Source organism: Thalassotalea coralli (genome assembly GCF_055786205.1).
In genome coordinates, this window is the sequence record NZ_JBVVBK010000001.1 from 314,134 (window position 1) to 330,434 (window position 16,301).

Sequence of the window (16,301 nt, forward strand, 5' to 3'; positions counted from 1 at the left end):
CTAGGGGACAAAGCCTCGTTATTTAACACATAACTATCGTAAACAACGAGGCCGAATATCTTAAGGCTTACTATCTTACGATAAATTACCTTAAGGCTTAATTAGAAAAGCGCCAGGGGTATTTGTCCAAGAAAGGGTTTGCAGTTTAGCATCTGGTTTGTCTGCTAAGAACTCGTCTACAGCTTGTGTTTCACCTGGCCAATCATGCATTGAATATTCATCAAAAATAATCAAGCCTCCTCGAGTTACTTTTGGCCAAATAGCTTCTAGCGCTGCTTTGGTTGGGCGATATAAATCACAGTCAAAATGTACAAGTGAAAAACGAACGCCAGGGTTTTCTTGCAAAAATGCCGGTACAGTGTCTTCAATTTGCCCATCGATAAGCTTGATTCTATCTTTCCAAGGAATAAAACGGTCTGCATCAAATATCTCAATGGCAGATTTCAATTCATCGTAATATTTTTCTGGGTTAAAGCCGCCGACAACCTTACCTGCTGACTCTTTTTCTGCACCATCTTCATTATCAAATTCAGTAAAACCTTTCCAATTATCGAATCCAAAAACCATTTTGGTTCTGTCGCCAATACAATAGGACTCTAGAAAGTTTGCCCATGTAAATAAACCCATTCCTCGAAACACACCTAATTCAGCAATATCTCCTGGCACTTCAAGGGTTTTCATAAAGAGCTCGTTATGGGCTAAAAACCTCTTTAGCATCTGTCTGCGAGAAAGCACGGTAAAGTGTTTTACCGCATCTAATGGCGAAACGTCGAATTTCTCCATGTGATCTGCATACATGCCTTCAATATCGCTGTCTAACCCTGTTTTTTTAAATCCGTCGAATGTTGTCATGCTTTCTCCTGTGGGCTAAATCGCTCACCCGTCATCATATTAATGTGGTGTTTGGTCGAGCTGTCTCGGTTTGAGAATACTCTAATATCTAAACTAAATCTTGTATGGTTAGCTAAGTTCGGCGCTGAACCGTGAATTGTGTCTGGTGGAAATACTAAGATATCTCCCACCGACAAATGTGGCGTGTGAACACGCATTCCCTCTACTAAAATCGCATCGTGCCAATACTGGCTTTCTGCATTATCTGGGTTTATTTGGTGGCTAGTTTGGCTGCCTATTTGAGCATTATCTGTTTCTTGATAAAACTTGACCCCACCACATTGGTCATCAATATTCACTAACGGGATCCATATGGTAAGAAAATTACTCATGTGTTGATTGTATTGATTATCCCGGTGAGGGGGAACGGCAGAAGTCGTAGAATGAGACAGAATATAGCGTGCCATAGCGGGCAAGTGGGCAAATACCTCCTCGCTATTCAAGTAAGTTTTCAGTAGTGTGATTAAATCGGTACTTTTAAAAATAGATTCTACGGTTTCATTAAGCCGAACGGATGTGGGATAGACACCTGAAAATAGAAACCTGTCTTCTTGAGAAACATTGCTAAGTTTTCCTTGATAAGACTGAGCAACGCTTTCCATTTCTTTTAAAGAACATGAATAGTTGCGCTGACAATATTGTTCTAATTTAGCTAATTCTTGTTCGAGATAAGTCTTAATCTTGGCAATGGTTGATTTAGGGATGATTGATTGGATATGGGCAAACCCTAATCTTTTGATATCGTCTAAATTTTGATTGTGTAGTGCAACCACTTAATAACCGAAGTAAATTTCTATTTATTATCGCTAAAGCTTAATTGATCATTGGCGATAAATATAGTGTAAACTGCAACGCACTCTAGTGCTTTTTGAGGTCTTTAGTCGATTTGAGTAATTTGTCAGCAGAGCCTGTCCACTTTACTGTCCCTGTTTGGGGCGAAGTGTATGTGCGCGACTTTCTTGCTTATAGCTTGCCGTGTCAGCTGGCTAATGGAAATATTCCAACCTTGGCAGAAAAAGGCTTAACGCTTAATTATCATATCGTTACTGATGCCGAGGGCAAAAAGCAGATTGAAAAACACGCCACTTATCAGGCGCTAACGCGTTTCGTCACCGTATTTTTTCATGCGCTAGAAGATGTAACGAGCCAAGTTGCTAACAAGCGAAATGAATGGCTACGTTATCCAGAGGAAAACTGGTTAAAGTATGCGACAAAAATGGAAGCGTTGGCGATTGGAGCCAGAGCGGCGGCGAGGGAAAAAGGCGCTTTTGTTCCTTTGATGTCTGATATCATTTTTTCAGATACAGCGCTAACTTATGCGATAGATCAGTTTGTCAATGGTTCACATTTAGTCTTAGTGGGTGGACCTCGCATAAAAACTAACGCATTTCTTCAGGAAGTTAATGGGTTAGCTGTCGAGAATAGTTTGCCAATTTCGGGAGAAAATCTTCAAGACATTATCGTCAATCACATACATCCCTTCAGCTTAAAACAAGCGGTTGATAGCGAGTTTTTTAATCCACTTTGGCCTGATTATCTCTATTGGTTTAAACAAGGAAGTGTCTTAATTCAACAAGGTGTGTATTGCTTCCCACTTGTAATTAGTATGAAAGAGCCATTAGCCTTTTTGCCTGGTTACACCATAGATACTATGCCGTTTGAATTTGATGATAAAGATATCTGTGTCGTCACCAATACTAACAAGTGTTGCGTAGCGTCGATTGATGACGCGGATTATGAACTTGGTGACAAAGGGCAGTTTAACCCAGCAGATATTGCCTTTTTTATGTTGAAGCATGCGCAAAGTCATCACAGGTTTTTTAGCCAACACCAAGTGATATATGCTAGGAAAAATGGGGAAATAGATAACACCCTACTGGCAAAAGCCAACGAAGATTTTAACAAGATTAATGCTCGCCTAGATTTACTGCAAAATAATAAGCAGTGCTATTTAAACGAGCAATTAAACGTGTTGCTGAGAACAAAGTCTAAGAGTTGGCGTGAGAACTGCTTGGAAAAATGTTTAGCTAAAATTAAACAAAGTAAAAACGTGGTATTGATGGGAGCGAGCACAGAAGCCGAGATACTGATTCTAGCGAGCGAACATGCAGAGAACCTAGCTTATGTGCTAGATAATGACCCAAAATGGCATCAACGTGAGTTTAATAGCGTAAAGGTGCTACCGCCAGAAAGTTTAACAAGGCTAGATTTAGCTACTGACATTGATGTCATAATTTTGACTTCTGAGCGTCATGCTCAGGCAATGGGCCAGCAAATCAATAATATTTTGGATGATAAAGTGATGAAGCAAAATGCACTAGGTCAAACAATAGAGGTTTTTAACCCATATGAATAAAATAGCGGGTGTTGTTTGGATCACTGGTATGCCTGGTGCTGGCAAGTCGACGCTGGCGACAGCGTTAGTGGCAAAGTTGCGAAAGCTCGATATTACGCCGATATTGCTAGACGGCGATACGTTGCGCAGTATTTTAAATAACTATGAATACCAGCGCGAAAGTAGACAAGCCCTAGCGTTATCCTATAGCAAATTAGCTAAAGAGTTTGCCGAGCAAGGTCATATTGTTGTTGTTTCAACGGTATCTATGTTTGATAGCGTAAGAGAGTTTAATCGCGAACAAATCTCACTTTATTGTGAAGTGTATCTAGAAGTATCTGAACAAGAGCTACTGAGACGAGATCAAAAAGGTTTATATTCAAAAGCTCAGGCCAAGCAAGCGGATAACGTACCAGGCGTTAATTTGGCCTTAGAACTCCCTAAGCAACCTGATATCACATTGAGTAATGCCAAGCTTGCGGAGCTTGATGATAATGTCGAGAAAATTCTACAAAGTATAAGTGGTTGGTAAGATGGATTTTCTTTCAAAAGCAGATACTTTACTCACTTTAACGCCTTTAATTCAAAGCGCTGAAATCTTGCCTTGTGAAAAGGTACATTATGATGCTTGGCAACAAAACACAGAACAGGTAGTGAAGGGGCTGTGCCAACAGTTTGAAGGCGTTTCAATGGTGGTGCGCTCTAGCAGTAATGCTGAAGATAGCGAACACTGCTCAAATGCAGGGGCATTTTACTCAGCCCTTGATGTGAAAAGTGAGTCGCAATTAGTCACAGCAATAAACGACGTTTTTTCTTCCTACCCAACCGTGAGCTATGATGATTGTCATTTGTTAGTACAGCGACAGCTTACCGATGTCATGTTAAGTGGTGTCGCCTTTTCTGTCGATATGAAAACTGGTAGTCCATATATCGTAGTAAATTTCGACGATGAAACGGGAAGTACCGAATCGATAACCTCTGGCGAAGGTGCCATTTCACATGTGGAATATTGGTTGAAGTCGAATACGACTGAATTATCTGGCTGGAAAGCAAAACTTGCCGCTCTGATAGATGAACTAGCTCAACATTTTCCTGATACGCCGTTAGATATAGAGTTTGCTTTTGATCAACAAGAAAGCCTTTATTTGTTTCAAGTCAGACCTTTAGTGTTAAAAGAAAGCCAGATTAAACACCCAGAAACGGTAGAACCGCAGCTCTCTGAGCAAATACGACAAGCAACGCAAAAAGTTGCTCGTCTGTGTCAACCGCACCCTGGGCTTGTGGGTGACTTTACTGTATTTGCCAATATGCCTGATTGGAATCCGGCAGAAATTATTGGTGTAAAACCTAAGCCTCTCGCTTTATCTTTGTATAAAGAGTTAGTCACTGATGGCGTTTGGGCCTATCAGCGTCACAATTATGGTTATAGAAATTTACGCAGTTTCCCGCTTTTAGTTTCACTTGCGCACTCACCCTACATTGACACCAGAGTTAGCTTTAACTCTTTCGTGCCTAAAGCTGTCGATGATGCATTAGCTGAAAAGTTAGTGAATTATTACTTGGAAAAGCTGCGCGCTAACCCTTCGTTACACGACAAAGTAGAATTCGATATTGTTTTGTCATGTTATAGCCTTGATATTGATACCAAGCTTTCATCGTTACCGAAAACATTTACCGCTGATGAAAAAGCGAGCGTAAAAGAGGCTTTATTTACTATTACTGACAAGATCATTAATGGCGAGCCGTCATTACTCGCCAAAGACATCGGTAAAATTAAAGTACTTGAACAAAAACAAGCGGCGTTATCAGGTACCTCGTTGAACGATGTAGAAAAAATATATTGGTTGATTGAGGATTGTAAACGCTATGGCACCTTGCCATTTGCAGGAATAGCCCGTGCAGCTTTTGTTGCCACGCAAATGCTGGAATCTCTTGTTAGTTGTCATCTGCTTTCCAGTGAAAGAAAAGATCAGTTTTTACATTCGTTGACGACTGTTAGCTCTGACTTTGTCAGTGATAGAACTCGCATGTCACAAGAAAGTTTCTTAGGTAAGTACGGGCATTTAAGACCGGGTACATACGATATTGAATCTTTACGCTATGACGAAATGCCAAAAGAAGCCTTATTCGAAGACGGGCACGCCGTTGAAAATGGCCCCGTTGTTGAACAATCTAGTTTCACGTTATCTAATGCTGAACATGATGTAATTTCAGCGGCTTTGGCAAATCATGGTTTTTCTATAGACGCGCAAGCATTACTAAATTTCTTTAAAACGGCTATAGAAGCTAGAGAATGGTCGAAATTCGTATTTAGTAAAAGTGTGAGTGACGTTATTAAATTGATCCAAGGCTTAGGAAAACGATTTGAACTATCAAATCAACTTCTGGCGTTTGCAGATATCAAAGAAGTTATGTCGCTATATGCGTCAACATTACCAGCAAAGCATGTCATGCTTGCTAGCATAGAGCGTAATAAGTCTTTTTATGAATTGTGTGCATTGATACCTTTACCGCCCGTTATTCTTCCCGATACAAACCTAGCTGCGTTCCGATTACCTGATTGCTTGCCTAACTTTGTGACTAAACGCAAAGTTGTCGGGGAAGTTGCTGAGCAAGATCATCAAGAGCTTGCTGGTAAGGTGGTTTTTATCGAGTCAGCCGACCCCGGATATGACTGGATTTTCTCTAAAAATATTGCGGGTTTAGTCACTATGTATGGTGGCGCTAATTCTCATATGGCTATTCGAGCCAATGAATTGGGGATTCCAGCCGTTATTGGTGCAGGTGAAGCATTTTATCAACAGTGGCAAGAATATAATGTAGTTTCCATGGATTGTGCTGCGCAGAAGGTAACTAAAATTCGATGAAAAAAATACTGGTGTCTATGCGTGAATCAACAGGTACTCATCAAGAAAGATGGGATGCCATCGATATGTGCTGGGCGCAGTTTTTAACAGAATGCCAATTGTTGCCGATATATGTGCCGAACAATCTCGCTTGCCTAGAACAATTGTTAGACGAAGTTGATATTGATGGAATTTTGCTGACGGGTAGTGGCGAAGTGCCAAAAGCAATTCAAGATTTTGGTCACCGAGATAAAGTAGAAAGGCGCTTAATTGAATATGCGCTAGCGCACAGCATTCCAATTAGAGGTGTATGTAGAGGTATGCAGCATTTAGCACAGTTTTTTGGTGCAACCTTGACTCCGTGTACTGGTCAGGTATCTAAAAAGCAAACGGTCTTGTATGAAGGGCAACACAGAGAAGTCAACAGCTACCACAACTTTACCTTAATAGACTTACCTGAATGTTTCCAAATAAATGGCACGGATACTACCCAAACCATTATTAAAGGGATAAAGCATAAAGAAGACAATGTTGCTGGTATTATGTGGCACCCTGAACGATTAACGCCTTTTTCAGAACAAGATAAACAATTATTTCAAAGGTGGTTTTTATGACGCAGATAGTAGTACTCGCTGCGGGACAAGGCACTCGATTACGACCGTATTCTGAGAATTTGCCAAAAACCTTGGTACCTTTAAATGGTACGCCCATGTTTGACCTGCAGTTGGCGGTGTTCAAACAATTAAATATTACTGATATTACTGTCGTAAAAGGTTATCAAGGCCAATGCTTTGATCAGTATGCAGTAAAACAGGTTGTTAATGACGAGTTCGCATCAAGCAACATGGTGTATAGCCTCATGTGTGCTATGGATAGTGTTGATGAGAATCAAGATTTAGTGGTCTCATATGGTGATATAGTATATCAGCCTGAGGTATTACATGGGTTAATTCAGGCCCAAGGCGAGGTTGTCGTAGCAGCAGATCTTGATTGGCATGACTTATGGAGTCTACGTATGCCAGACCCGCTCAGTGACGCAGAGACGTTTGAATTTGACGAACAACATAACGTGTTGTCTCTTGGGCAAAAACCGGAAAAATTAGCACAAATCCAAGCACAATATATTGGCTTGGTAAAATTTGACAAAACTATCGTTAAATCGTTAAAAGGCTTATATCAAGAATATACGAAGTGCCTTTCGGAACATCGAGCCAAGAACCTTTATTTTACTGACTTTATCCAAGCCATGATAAAAGATGGTAAAGAGGTAAAAAGCTATTTAATTCAACGAGGTTGGCTAGAAACAGACTCGGTAGACGATTTAGAAATTTATCAAACATTATTGAAACAAGAACAATATCAAACACTTGGGTTTAATCCTGAGTTTTTGACGTAACCAAACAGGCTTTTTCATGAATATTTTAGTAACAGGCGCTTGTGGCTATAAAGGCACGGTATTGGTGCCAAAACTGCTAGCAGCGGGTCATCAAGTTACCGCATTAGACATCATGTGGTTTGGTAATCACTTACCTGAGCACCCTAATTTAACCGTCATTGAGCATGATGTTAGGGATGTAGACGGTATTGATTTAACGGCAATAGAAGCAATAATTCATTTGGCTTCAGTTGCAAATGACCCGTGTGGTGACTTAGATCCAAAACTTACTTGGGAAATTAGTTGTTTAGCTACCATGCAACTTGCTGATAAAGCAGCTAAATCTGATGTAAAACAGTTTATATATGCCTCTTCTGGCAGTGTTTATGGCGTAAAAGAAGAGCCGGAAGTGACGGAAGATTTGCCATTAACCCCGATTTCAGAATACAACAAAACTAAAATGGTCGCCGAACGTGTTTTGCTAAGCTACGCCGACAAAATGGCTGTGCAAATTGTTAGGCCAGCAACAGTATGTGGTTTATCTGACCGTATGCGCTTAGATGTTTCGGTAAATTTACTGACCATGGCGGCGCTTAAAAATCAGAAAATTACCGTGTTTGGTGGTAAACAAGCGCGCCCAAATATCCATATGCAGGATATTACGGATTTATACGTGTATATGCTTGATAATCCGGAAAAAACACAAGGTATTTTTAATGCGGGCTTTGAAAACATTACCATTATGGACATTGCTGAACGAGTAAAAGCCAAAATGGACAGCATGGGATTAGCCTGTGATATCGAAGTCACTCCGTCGAATGACCCTAGGTCATATCGCGTTAATTCAGACAAATTATTGGCAACAGGCTTTACGCCCAAATATACGGTAGCAGATGCTATCAACGAAATTATCGATGCATACCAAGCTGGCAACTTAGAAGCAAAAGACGAATTTCATAATTTGAAGTGGATGCAACAAACGGTTTTTGCTAAGCAACAGGCGTAGCTAAGGATAAAGTAGACAGCATGACTAACAAAGTATTCGTCATTGGCAGCAATTCATTTTCAGGTGCTAGTTTTTGTAAGTATTTACTTGAAAGTGGCTATCAAGTGGTCGCTATTAGCCGCTCGCAAGAGCCAGTTGAAGCACTTTTGCCGTACGCTTGGCTAGATAGCAAGCAGCTCACATTTTATCAGATGGATTTAAATAACCATTTGCCTGAAATAGAAAATTTACTTGATAAAGAAAAGCCCAAATATGTTTATAACTTTGCTGCACAAAGTATGGTAGGGCAAAGTTGGCAATATCCAGAGCACTGGTTTCAAACCAATGCCGTTGCCACCATTAAGTTTCATAATATTTTACGCAGTAAAGACTGGTTAGAACGATATATTCATATTTCAACGCCTGAAGTTTACGGTAGCTGTAGTGGCTATGTTCAAGAAAACAAACACTATGCGCCGAGTACGCCTTATGCGGTTTCAAGGGCGGCAGCAGATATGAGTTTGCATACCTTTTATGACAGTTACCAATTTCCAGTAGTGTTCACTCGTGCAGCCAATGTTTATGGGGCTGGCCAGCAACTCTATCGCATTATACCTCGTGCAATTTTATCGATATTAACAGGCAAGCAAATGCAGCTGCATGGCGGTGGTTATTCTGAGCGCTCTTTTATTCACATAGATGATGTTTCTGAGGCAACGTTAAAAATCGGTGAGCAAGGCAATAATGGTGATATTTACCATATTGCTACTGAAAGCACGATTAGCATTCGCCAGTTAGTGAGTATCATTTGTTCGCAAATGCAGTATGAATTTTCTGAACTTTGCCAAGACAGTGAAGACAGGTTAGGTAAAGATGCCGCTTATTTACTTGATTCGAGTAAGCTGAGAAGCGAATTAGATTGGCAAGATAAAATTAGCTTAGAGCAAGGATTATCGTCAACGATTGAGTGGTTAACTCAGAACATTAACGTATTAAAACAACAGCCGAGTGAATATATTCACAAGCCTTAATTAGTGTCACTTATGCTATATAAACGGTTGAAAAGTATGTGGAGAAGCCTGTGGGCATCGAAATAGATCTATTAAAAAATTACCCTAAATCTAAGCGCGATACTAAAGGGCGCGCGAGAGTTATTACTGAAGAAGATAAAGCCATTGCCCGTCAGTATGGAAAAGAGTTTTTCGACGGCGATCGAACTTATGGTTATGGTGGCTTTTCTTATAACCCTAGATTCTGGCAACCGGTTGTGCCTGATCTTCAACAATATTTTGACTTAACTAGCGAAACTCGCTTGTTAGATGTTGGCTGCGCTAAAGGCTTTATGCTTCACGACTTAGCTGAGTTGATTCCTGGCATTCAGGTTCAAGGTGTCGATATTTCCGAATATGCAATAGCACATGGCATTAAGTCTATGAAAGACAAAATGTCTGTTGCCAATGCTAAAGAGCTACCTTTTGAAGACAATAGTTTTGACGTTGTCATGTCAATCAACACGGTGCATAACTTGGATGAGAAAGAGTGCGCAAAAGCCTTACAAGAAATTGAGCGCGTGAGCCGAGGAAAATCTTTTATTACCGTAGATGCCTATCGTGATGATGAAGAAAAAGAGCGGATGCTTGAATGGGCATTAACGGCAAAAACGATTATGCATGTTGATGATTGGCAAACTTTTTTCAAAGACATAGGGTATAACGGCGATTTTTATTGGTTTATTCCTTAATGAGCCTGTGAGATTCATTCACTAAGCACTATGATTGAAAAAAGACAGCACATATATATTTACTACCTCGGCCAATTTAGCGTGGCTATTGGCAAGGTAGTGGAAGCTATTACTGGCGAAAAAATCACGGGATTTTTGTCGCTTGATAACAGTGACGCTGTGTTGCCAGTCGATTACGAATTGCTGACTAACGCGCAAGCATTGCATTCAAATCACTTAGTCATCGTGCCGAGCGATTACCATTTTCAAGAAATCACGGATAAGCTCACTAAGGCAAACTCCAGTATTAACTTTTGCCATTACGCTGAAAGTATTATCGCGTTACGCCAGATAAGTGACGCAGGGCAAGGTATTAAACAATACTTATCTGAAAAACAAAAAAATGTTGCCGTGCTTATTCCCACACATAAGGTGTATCAAAAGCACTATCAAGACTTACCGCAAGCGCTGGCCAGTGCTGACGTTAATGTCGTTATTTATACGCTAGATAAATCGAGCTTACCTGAATCACTAACCAGTGCTTTTGTCTGTATCCAAGTATGTGATGTTATCAGTGCTTATGGAGATTGGGACTTTTTTGATCTCGTTGTCTCAGATAATTGTATCGCGTCGGCATTTACGCAAAAACTAGAAAATACTAAGTTTGTCTATATGCCCCACGGCTATGTCGGTTTATGTGAGCGCATGTTAGATGCCGATTTTTCGTTAGCACAAACCAAAGCACTGTTAGAAAGTTCTATTGTTCAACCGTTTGATTTGTTGTTATTACCTACAAGGCAAACATTTAACTTTCTGGCGTGCCTATTTGAAAACGAAGCGCTAGAAAACACGAGTATTGCCGTTGCGGCTGGATATAAAAGCTTAGATTTAGCGATTGAAAACTCGACCGCTAACCAAATGGCAGAAAGTCCTGCTACAGCAGGCGCTATCTTGTATTCGCCCGGTGCTTTGCCTCAGGGGAACACGCATCAAGGTATTCCCGTTAGTTTTCCTCATTTTAGCGCTGACATTATTGAAAGTTTGCTCACTTACTTTCCCGATAGAGACGTAATTTTTAGACCACATCCTGCTGCTATATCAAGCCCTGAATTAGCAGCAGAAATTGCCTCGATAAACGCTAAGTTTGAGGGCTTTGATAACTACTCTTACGATGACAAGCCCAGCCATAAAGAAAGCTTTGCACAGAGTGCATGTTTGGTTTCAGACACTTCAACTTCGGCTTATACCTTTGCTTTTTCTCAATTAAAACCTGTTGTGTATTTTTTACCTGAGCAGCATGAGGAATCGAAAGAAATAAGTGAATTGACAGCCATCAACGGGCAGGAGTTTTTGCCGCTTAGGAAGCACATAGGCAAAACTGTTTCGGATGTAAAAGCGTTGGTAAATGAAGTGACAAACCTTTTGGATAATAAGAATATGTATGCGAGCCAACTTTTAGCGTTTAGACAACAAGAGTTTTTTAACGTGGGAAAAGTGACAGAGACCATGTGTGATGTTTTGCTTGCTTATATGAAAAATGATAAAGACTTTATGATTAACCCAATAGGGGATAGCGTAGTATTGGGAGCAGACACTGTGTTTCAAGGCACTGTTGCTTCAAGTCGCCGTTCGATTGAGAATAAAGCCTAGCGTGGAGAGCAGTTTGTACCCTAAGTTAACGAGAGATTTATTGTTAGAGCCTGAAAGGTATTCCTTTCCCGATGTATCACAGCCAGACTATTTTGAACAATACCTCGCATGCCGCGAACAAGCCATTACTGCATATAGTGAACGTGACTTTACTTCAGGTATTAGCACAATTAGCCCTGCCCATGCTGAAAATATGGCGAGTAGCAGCCTCTATTCAGAAGCCGAAATCACTCATTACGTTAGAGTGTTCGAAATAAACAAACAGTTTTCAAACATAGTTACCGACCAAGATTATGTTGATAATGTTTTACAGTTCATGTTGTTAGCGCGTTCAATTTATTGTTATATGAAAGAGCAGGGCGTAAATTTTCAATGGGTAAGTACCTTATTAAAGTTAGGTGATGTGTTTTGCTCGTTATCAAAAGGTCACCTGCTTTCAGCAGCCGAAAAGTCGCAAATAGCATCTCATTTAGCTGACGAATGTCAGCTACTTAAAAGTATTGCCGCGGGGTTAGAGTATGTCTGAACCACAAGCTAAGTCATTGAATATCAACTTTCTCGGCTCGGTCAATTTGAGAACCTATGTTTATTTACTGACCCTTAAACATTTAAACGTATCGTTAAGTAACATTTATATTCACCTACTCGAAGATGAAACACTTGCTTCACAGTTGATGCAGCAAACAGAATCGCAAATAGAAAAGTATTGGCAAGGTAACGTTAACATTGAAGGGTTTGAGTATGAAACTGATGGTTTTTCGAGTTTTCATACCTTGTGTGAGCACTTCAACGTTAAGTTTATCAGTGCAAAAAATATCAATGCTGCGGTTTCTCAACTATCACTTACAACAAGTGATTGGGTTATCTTCTCTGCAAAGGGAATTTTGAGTGAACAATCTGTCGAGAAAATGACATTTATTCATTTTCATCCGGGAAAGCTTCCTGAATATCGAGGAAGTACGACTTTGTATTACACCATGCTAGCGAAACAACCGTTGACGGTTACTGGTTTTAAAATGGCTAAGGGAATTGATACCGGTGATATATTGATATCTAACACATTTCCTTTACCTAATTTAGGCACTTTAGACTTTGACTTCGTTATCGACCCAGGGTTAAGGGCTGTGACAATGGCTAGGTTTTTGCAAGACTTCAGTGATAGCTCAAACAATAGTTATTCACTTACAGAAAATGAAACTGAAACAGAGCGACAAGCATTGCCATTGAACGCTATTGCGCAATCAGAGCAATGTGCGAAAACGTATTATAAAATTCACCCTGTATTACGTCACTTGGTGCAACAGAATATTAAGGCTTTAAGAAAGTAAACTATGACGGATTCTCTAATTTTAGGTCTACATTTTGGTCATGATGCTGCAGCATCTATCATTAAAAACGGTGAAGTTATTGCTTATGTCATGCGAGAGCGTATTGCCAGAATTAAGCATGCTTTAGGCCTAGATAAACAAACCATTGATGCGGTATTACAGCAAGCCAATGTTTCATTGTCTGATATTAGTTTTATTGCCATTTCATCGACTCAGCGTAAAGAACTTATCTTTACAGAGCACGAGTTGTTCAAAGTCTCGCTAGAGAAACATGAAAATCATCGAGGCGAAAGTAGCTTAAGCGAAAGCTTTAAACCGGAACTGAATCGCGATTTAAACGACTATTTATTAAAACCTGAATACAGAAAAAGCCAAGCCTATGAAATATATAGTTTGTTTTACCCTGAAGTTGAGCAAACACCTGATGCCGTCGCCAACGCTAGCGGTTGGATGGACAGATACATTGATTCGCCATTATGGAGCGAAGAAAAAGGCCTAGAGGATATTGCAGGGGCTGACTTGAGTGCTTTTATCAAAACAGATGAATACCGACACGGTTTTCATTACCCTGTTACCGTTGAATTGATGGGACATACTATCGCTGGGTATTTTATACACCACCATATGTGTCATGCGGCTTGTAGTTACTATACTTCATCATTCGATTCTGCGGCGATACTCACTCACGATGGTCATTCTCGCCCTGCCACCTATAACGTTGGCATGTTTTACTATGGACAAGGTCACAAGATATATCCGTTAATGCCTCATCATTTATTTTTGGGCGCATTGTATGACCATGTAGGTATTCAACTTAACCTTGGTCATATAGGTCCAGCAGGTAAACTAATGGGCTTATCCTCTTGGGGTAATAACTGTTTTTCTCTCGATGGTTTTGTTGGAAATTGGTATGACTTTATGCGTCAGCATAACACCGAAGAATACCGAGAATTATGGTTTAAGCATTGTATCGAACAAGCTAAAGCTCAAGGCTATGACTTATCGCCGCTAGGTGATAAAACACAGATGACCGCACCAATTAATGTAGATATTGCTTATTCAACCCAAAAGCTATTCGAGCAAATTTATTTAAAAGCAGTTAACAGCATATATCTAGGGCTTGAAAATAGCGGTATTTCAGAAAGTAACTTGTGTTTGTCGGGCGGAACGGCGTTGAACTGCCCATCCAATAGTGTTGTGTGGCAGGAAAGTGCATTCACCAATCTTTCTATTGAGCCTTGCTGTGATGATAGCGGTGTTGCCATTGGGGCAGCGTTAGCGCTTTATCACAATGTATTAGATAATCCACGAACGTTAGCAACCAATGGTGATGGGCTAAATCCTTATTTAGGCCAAAATTACGATCATCTAGATTTAAAACAAGAGTTACAAGCACTTGATGGACTAACGGCAGAAAAACTAGGTAATAGCGCAGAAGAAGCGGCTCCATTTGCGGCAAAAGAACTTAGTGAGAACAAAGTCGTCGGCTGGTATGAAGGGCAAAGTGAAGCTGGCCCAAGAGCACTAGGTCACAGGTCGATATTGGCTAATCCTAAAATAGCTAGCAACTGGCAACATGTTAACGGTATTAAAAAGCGAGAGCTTTGGCGACCATTTGCGCCTGTTGTTTTAGAAGAAGAGTCAGCGCATTATTTTACTGACGTGCCAACGCCATCTCCTTATATGCTGTTTAATGCTCAAGTCGACAGTGACGTTATTCCAGCAGTAACTCATGTTGACGGCTCTGCGAGAATTCAAACGGCTGGCCAAGCATGTGGCGGCTATTATCAGGTATTAAAGGCATTCAAATCTTTAACTGGGGTTAGTGTGTTGATGAACACGTCGTTAAATGGCCCTGGTGAACCTATTGTCGAATCCCCAAAAGATGCGCTTAATTTTTTCCTTAATGCAGATTTAGATGTTCTGTATATCGATGGCTGGCGAGTAACGAAAAATGCTTAAAAAACTTGCTTTAACGATAAGTAAATTACTAGCCGACAAAAAAGGTGACCATGCTGGGTTTTGGCAGTTGGTTCACTTTTATTTCAAAGGTTTACCGGGCGGAGGAAGAAGGGAACAGCTGGCTACTGTGATAGAAGCTCACATAAACGAAGACAACACAAGCCACGGTCCACAAGATAAAGCACTTCAAGGACAAGGTCTAGGCAGTCAAGTCGTAAACAATGATGCCTTGATTGGTATTTGGAATTACGCATCTAGGCCATATTCGCTAGGTGATAGCTTAAACTTTTGTATGGAACTTGCCATTGAAGCGATTAAGCAAGGTAAGAGTGCTGTCGACCTCTACATTATTGTTGATCCTAATTACCCTGCTCCTCGAAATCAGGGTCACATTAATAGTGTCAATTATGAAAAGCACCTGCTTGAAATGCTGCCAGCTTTTAATATGTGCCCACTGATCAGAGATATCACCATTGTAAGAAACCGAAAAGGCTTCGAACAGCAGTTGATGGCACTGACAGCCCAAGGTATTGAAACGTATCCTAGTTTAAGTGAATACTTTGAAGAGTTAGACAATGTTAAACCCTATGCCAGCTATTTCAGAATCTTTAATGAATTTTTTGCTGAAAACGATTATCTACCACATTTTAGTGCAACTAAAGGGGCTAGTGTATTAAAGAGTTACGTTGAGTTTGGATTTAAAGAAGATAGCGTTTTTGTCACCGTGCACATGCGTCAGCGCCAAGCAGATAACCAAGGTAGCTGTAATGAGGCCATCCATAGAGATGCCGACCAAGATATTTGGCTTTCCTTTATCGAAGAGGCTCAGCATAAATACCCTCAAGTGGTCTTTGTCATTATTGGTCGATTTTACGAATTTCCCAAAAAACTCTTTCAACTAAGAAATACTCTGATTTTAAAGTCCTACGGTTTAGGAATTGCTGAAGAGTTAAATGCGATTATTGATGCCGATTTATTTATGGGAAGTAACAGTGGCCCAGCAACTATCGCATTTTTTAGTAATACGCCTTACTTCGTTTATCAGGATGAAAAAAGTGCTTCTGTTACTGCTAATTTAGGTGGGGTCGAAGTAGGAGATAAAGGGTTAAAATTCGCCAAAGCGGATCAAGTATTCAAATGGTCACTGCCAAGCGTCAACGAATTACTAGAAGATTTGGAAACTTTTTTACTTTCAAAAAATAAGTAACT

Annotated in this window: 15 protein-coding genes; 13 read left to right on the forward strand and 2 right to left on the reverse strand. The window is 40.3% G+C overall.

The genetic code is table 11. The features are described 5' to 3' along the window. Positions 1–90: 90 nt before the first annotated feature. Entirely contained in the window at positions 91–852 is a 762-nt protein-coding gene (locus ACOB80_RS01350) for a TylF/MycF/NovP-related O-methyltransferase (protein ID WP_473164000.1), read from the reverse strand. Continuing rightward, positions 849–1,664 (reverse strand): phytanoyl-CoA dioxygenase family protein, encoded by an 816-nt coding sequence (locus ACOB80_RS01355; protein WP_473164001.1) that lies wholly within the window; start codon positions 1,662–1,664, stop codon positions 849–851. Before ACOB80_RS01355 ends, ACOB80_RS01350 begins: the two co-directional genes overlap by 4 nt. 113 nt (positions 1,665–1,777) lie before the next feature. Between ACOB80_RS01355 and ACOB80_RS01360 the strand changes: the two genes are divergently transcribed. The 13 genes from ACOB80_RS01360 to ACOB80_RS01420 are packed head-to-tail and all read left to right on the forward strand — an operon-like array spanning position 1,778 to position 16,299. Then, a complete protein-coding gene (locus ACOB80_RS01360) occupies positions 1,778–3,247 on the forward strand; it encodes a nucleoside-diphosphate sugar epimerase/dehydratase (protein ID WP_473164002.1) in 1,470 nt (489 codons plus the stop codon). Next, positions 3,240–3,758, forward strand: coding sequence for an adenylyl-sulfate kinase (locus ACOB80_RS01365; protein ID WP_473164003.1), 519 nt, complete (start codon positions 3,240–3,242; stop codon positions 3,756–3,758). The genes ACOB80_RS01360 and ACOB80_RS01365 overlap by 8 nt, the downstream gene beginning before the upstream one ends. 1 nt (position 3,759) lies before the next feature. After that, positions 3,760–6,093, forward strand: a complete 2,334-nt coding sequence (locus ACOB80_RS01370) for a PEP/pyruvate-binding domain-containing protein (protein WP_473164004.1) — start codon at positions 3,760–3,762, stop codon at positions 6,091–6,093. Beyond that, positions 6,090–6,686: a gamma-glutamyl-gamma-aminobutyrate hydrolase family protein gene (locus tag ACOB80_RS01375; protein WP_473164005.1), complete on the forward strand. Its 597-nt coding sequence runs from the start codon at positions 6,090–6,092 to the stop codon at positions 6,684–6,686. The genes ACOB80_RS01370 and ACOB80_RS01375 overlap by 4 nt, the downstream gene beginning before the upstream one ends. Beyond that, positions 6,683–7,468 (forward strand): phosphocholine cytidylyltransferase family protein, encoded by a 786-nt coding sequence (locus tag ACOB80_RS01380; RefSeq protein WP_473164006.1) that lies wholly within the window; start codon positions 6,683–6,685, stop codon positions 7,466–7,468. The genes ACOB80_RS01375 and ACOB80_RS01380 overlap by 4 nt, the downstream gene beginning before the upstream one ends. A 16-nt stretch (positions 7,469–7,484) precedes the next feature. Next, complete coding sequence (locus tag ACOB80_RS01385; protein WP_473164007.1) at positions 7,485–8,453, forward strand: NAD-dependent epimerase/dehydratase family protein; 969 nt, start codon at positions 7,485–7,487, stop codon at positions 8,451–8,453. Positions 8,454–8,473: 20 nt separating this feature from the next. After that, positions 8,474–9,463 carry a GDP-mannose 4,6-dehydratase gene (locus ACOB80_RS01390; protein ID WP_473164008.1) on the forward strand — a complete coding sequence of 330 codons (990 nt, stop codon included), beginning with the start codon at positions 8,474–8,476 and terminating at the stop codon, positions 9,461–9,463. A 50-nt stretch (positions 9,464–9,513) separates the two neighbouring features. After that, positions 9,514–10,173 carry a class I SAM-dependent methyltransferase gene (locus tag ACOB80_RS01395; RefSeq protein WP_473164009.1) on the forward strand — a complete coding sequence of 220 codons (660 nt, stop codon included), beginning with the start codon at positions 9,514–9,516 and terminating at the stop codon, positions 10,171–10,173. A gap of 30 nt (positions 10,174–10,203) precedes the next feature. Beyond that, the gene (locus ACOB80_RS01400; protein WP_473164010.1) at positions 10,204–11,802 is read left to right on the forward strand and encodes a CDP-glycerol glycerophosphotransferase family protein; all 1,599 of its coding nucleotides are present in this window, start codon (positions 10,204–10,206) and stop codon (positions 11,800–11,802) included. Positions 11,803–11,815: 13 nt separating this feature from the next. Beyond that, positions 11,816–12,328 carry a hypothetical protein gene (locus ACOB80_RS01405; RefSeq protein WP_473164011.1) on the forward strand — a complete coding sequence of 171 codons (513 nt, stop codon included), beginning with the start codon at positions 11,816–11,818 and terminating at the stop codon, positions 12,326–12,328. Beyond that, positions 12,321–13,130, forward strand: coding sequence for a formyl transferase (locus ACOB80_RS01410; protein WP_473164012.1), 810 nt, complete (start codon positions 12,321–12,323; stop codon positions 13,128–13,130). Before ACOB80_RS01405 ends, ACOB80_RS01410 begins: the two co-directional genes overlap by 8 nt. Before the next feature lie 3 nt (positions 13,131–13,133). Continuing rightward, positions 13,134–15,092 (forward strand): carbamoyltransferase C-terminal domain-containing protein, encoded by a 1,959-nt coding sequence (locus ACOB80_RS01415; RefSeq protein ID WP_473164013.1) that lies wholly within the window; start codon positions 13,134–13,136, stop codon positions 15,090–15,092. Next, positions 15,085–16,299: a hypothetical protein gene (locus ACOB80_RS01420; protein ID WP_473164014.1), complete on the forward strand. Its 1,215-nt coding sequence runs from the start codon at positions 15,085–15,087 to the stop codon at positions 16,297–16,299. Before ACOB80_RS01415 ends, ACOB80_RS01420 begins: the two co-directional genes overlap by 8 nt. Positions 16,300–16,301 lie beyond the last annotated feature (2 nt).

What these genes read in the sequence shown, in the direction of transcription:
- ACOB80_RS01415 (WP_473164013.1), top strand. Translation starts at nt 13,134, where the DNA reads ATGACGGATTCTCTAATTTTAGGTCTACATTTTGGTCATGATGCTGCA.
- ACOB80_RS01370 (WP_473164004.1), top strand. Translation starts at nt 3,760, where the DNA reads ATGGATTTTCTTTCAAAAGCAGATACTTTACTCACTTTAACGCCTTTA.
- ACOB80_RS01385 (WP_473164007.1), top strand. Translation starts at nt 7,485, where the DNA reads ATGAATATTTTAGTAACAGGCGCTTGTGGCTATAAAGGCACGGTATTG.
- ACOB80_RS01390 (WP_473164008.1), top strand. Translation starts at nt 8,474, where the DNA reads ATGACTAACAAAGTATTCGTCATTGGCAGCAATTCATTTTCAGGTGCT.
- ACOB80_RS01375 (WP_473164005.1), top strand. Translation starts at nt 6,090, where the DNA reads ATGAAAAAAATACTGGTGTCTATGCGTGAATCAACAGGTACTCATCAA.
- ACOB80_RS01380 (WP_473164006.1), top strand. Translation starts at nt 6,683, where the DNA reads ATGACGCAGATAGTAGTACTCGCTGCGGGACAAGGCACTCGATTACGA.
- ACOB80_RS01410 (WP_473164012.1), top strand. Translation starts at nt 12,321, where the DNA reads ATGTCTGAACCACAAGCTAAGTCATTGAATATCAACTTTCTCGGCTCG.
- ACOB80_RS01365 (WP_473164003.1), top strand. Translation starts at nt 3,240, where the DNA reads ATGAATAAAATAGCGGGTGTTGTTTGGATCACTGGTATGCCTGGTGCT.
- ACOB80_RS01350 (WP_473164000.1), bottom strand. Translation starts at nt 852, where the DNA reads ATGACAACATTCGACGGATTTAAAAAAACAGGGTTAGACAGCGATATT.
- ACOB80_RS01420 (WP_473164014.1), top strand. Translation starts at nt 15,085, where the DNA reads ATGCTTAAAAAACTTGCTTTAACGATAAGTAAATTACTAGCCGACAAA.
- ACOB80_RS01400 (WP_473164010.1), top strand. Translation starts at nt 10,204, where the DNA reads ATGATTGAAAAAAGACAGCACATATATATTTACTACCTCGGCCAATTT.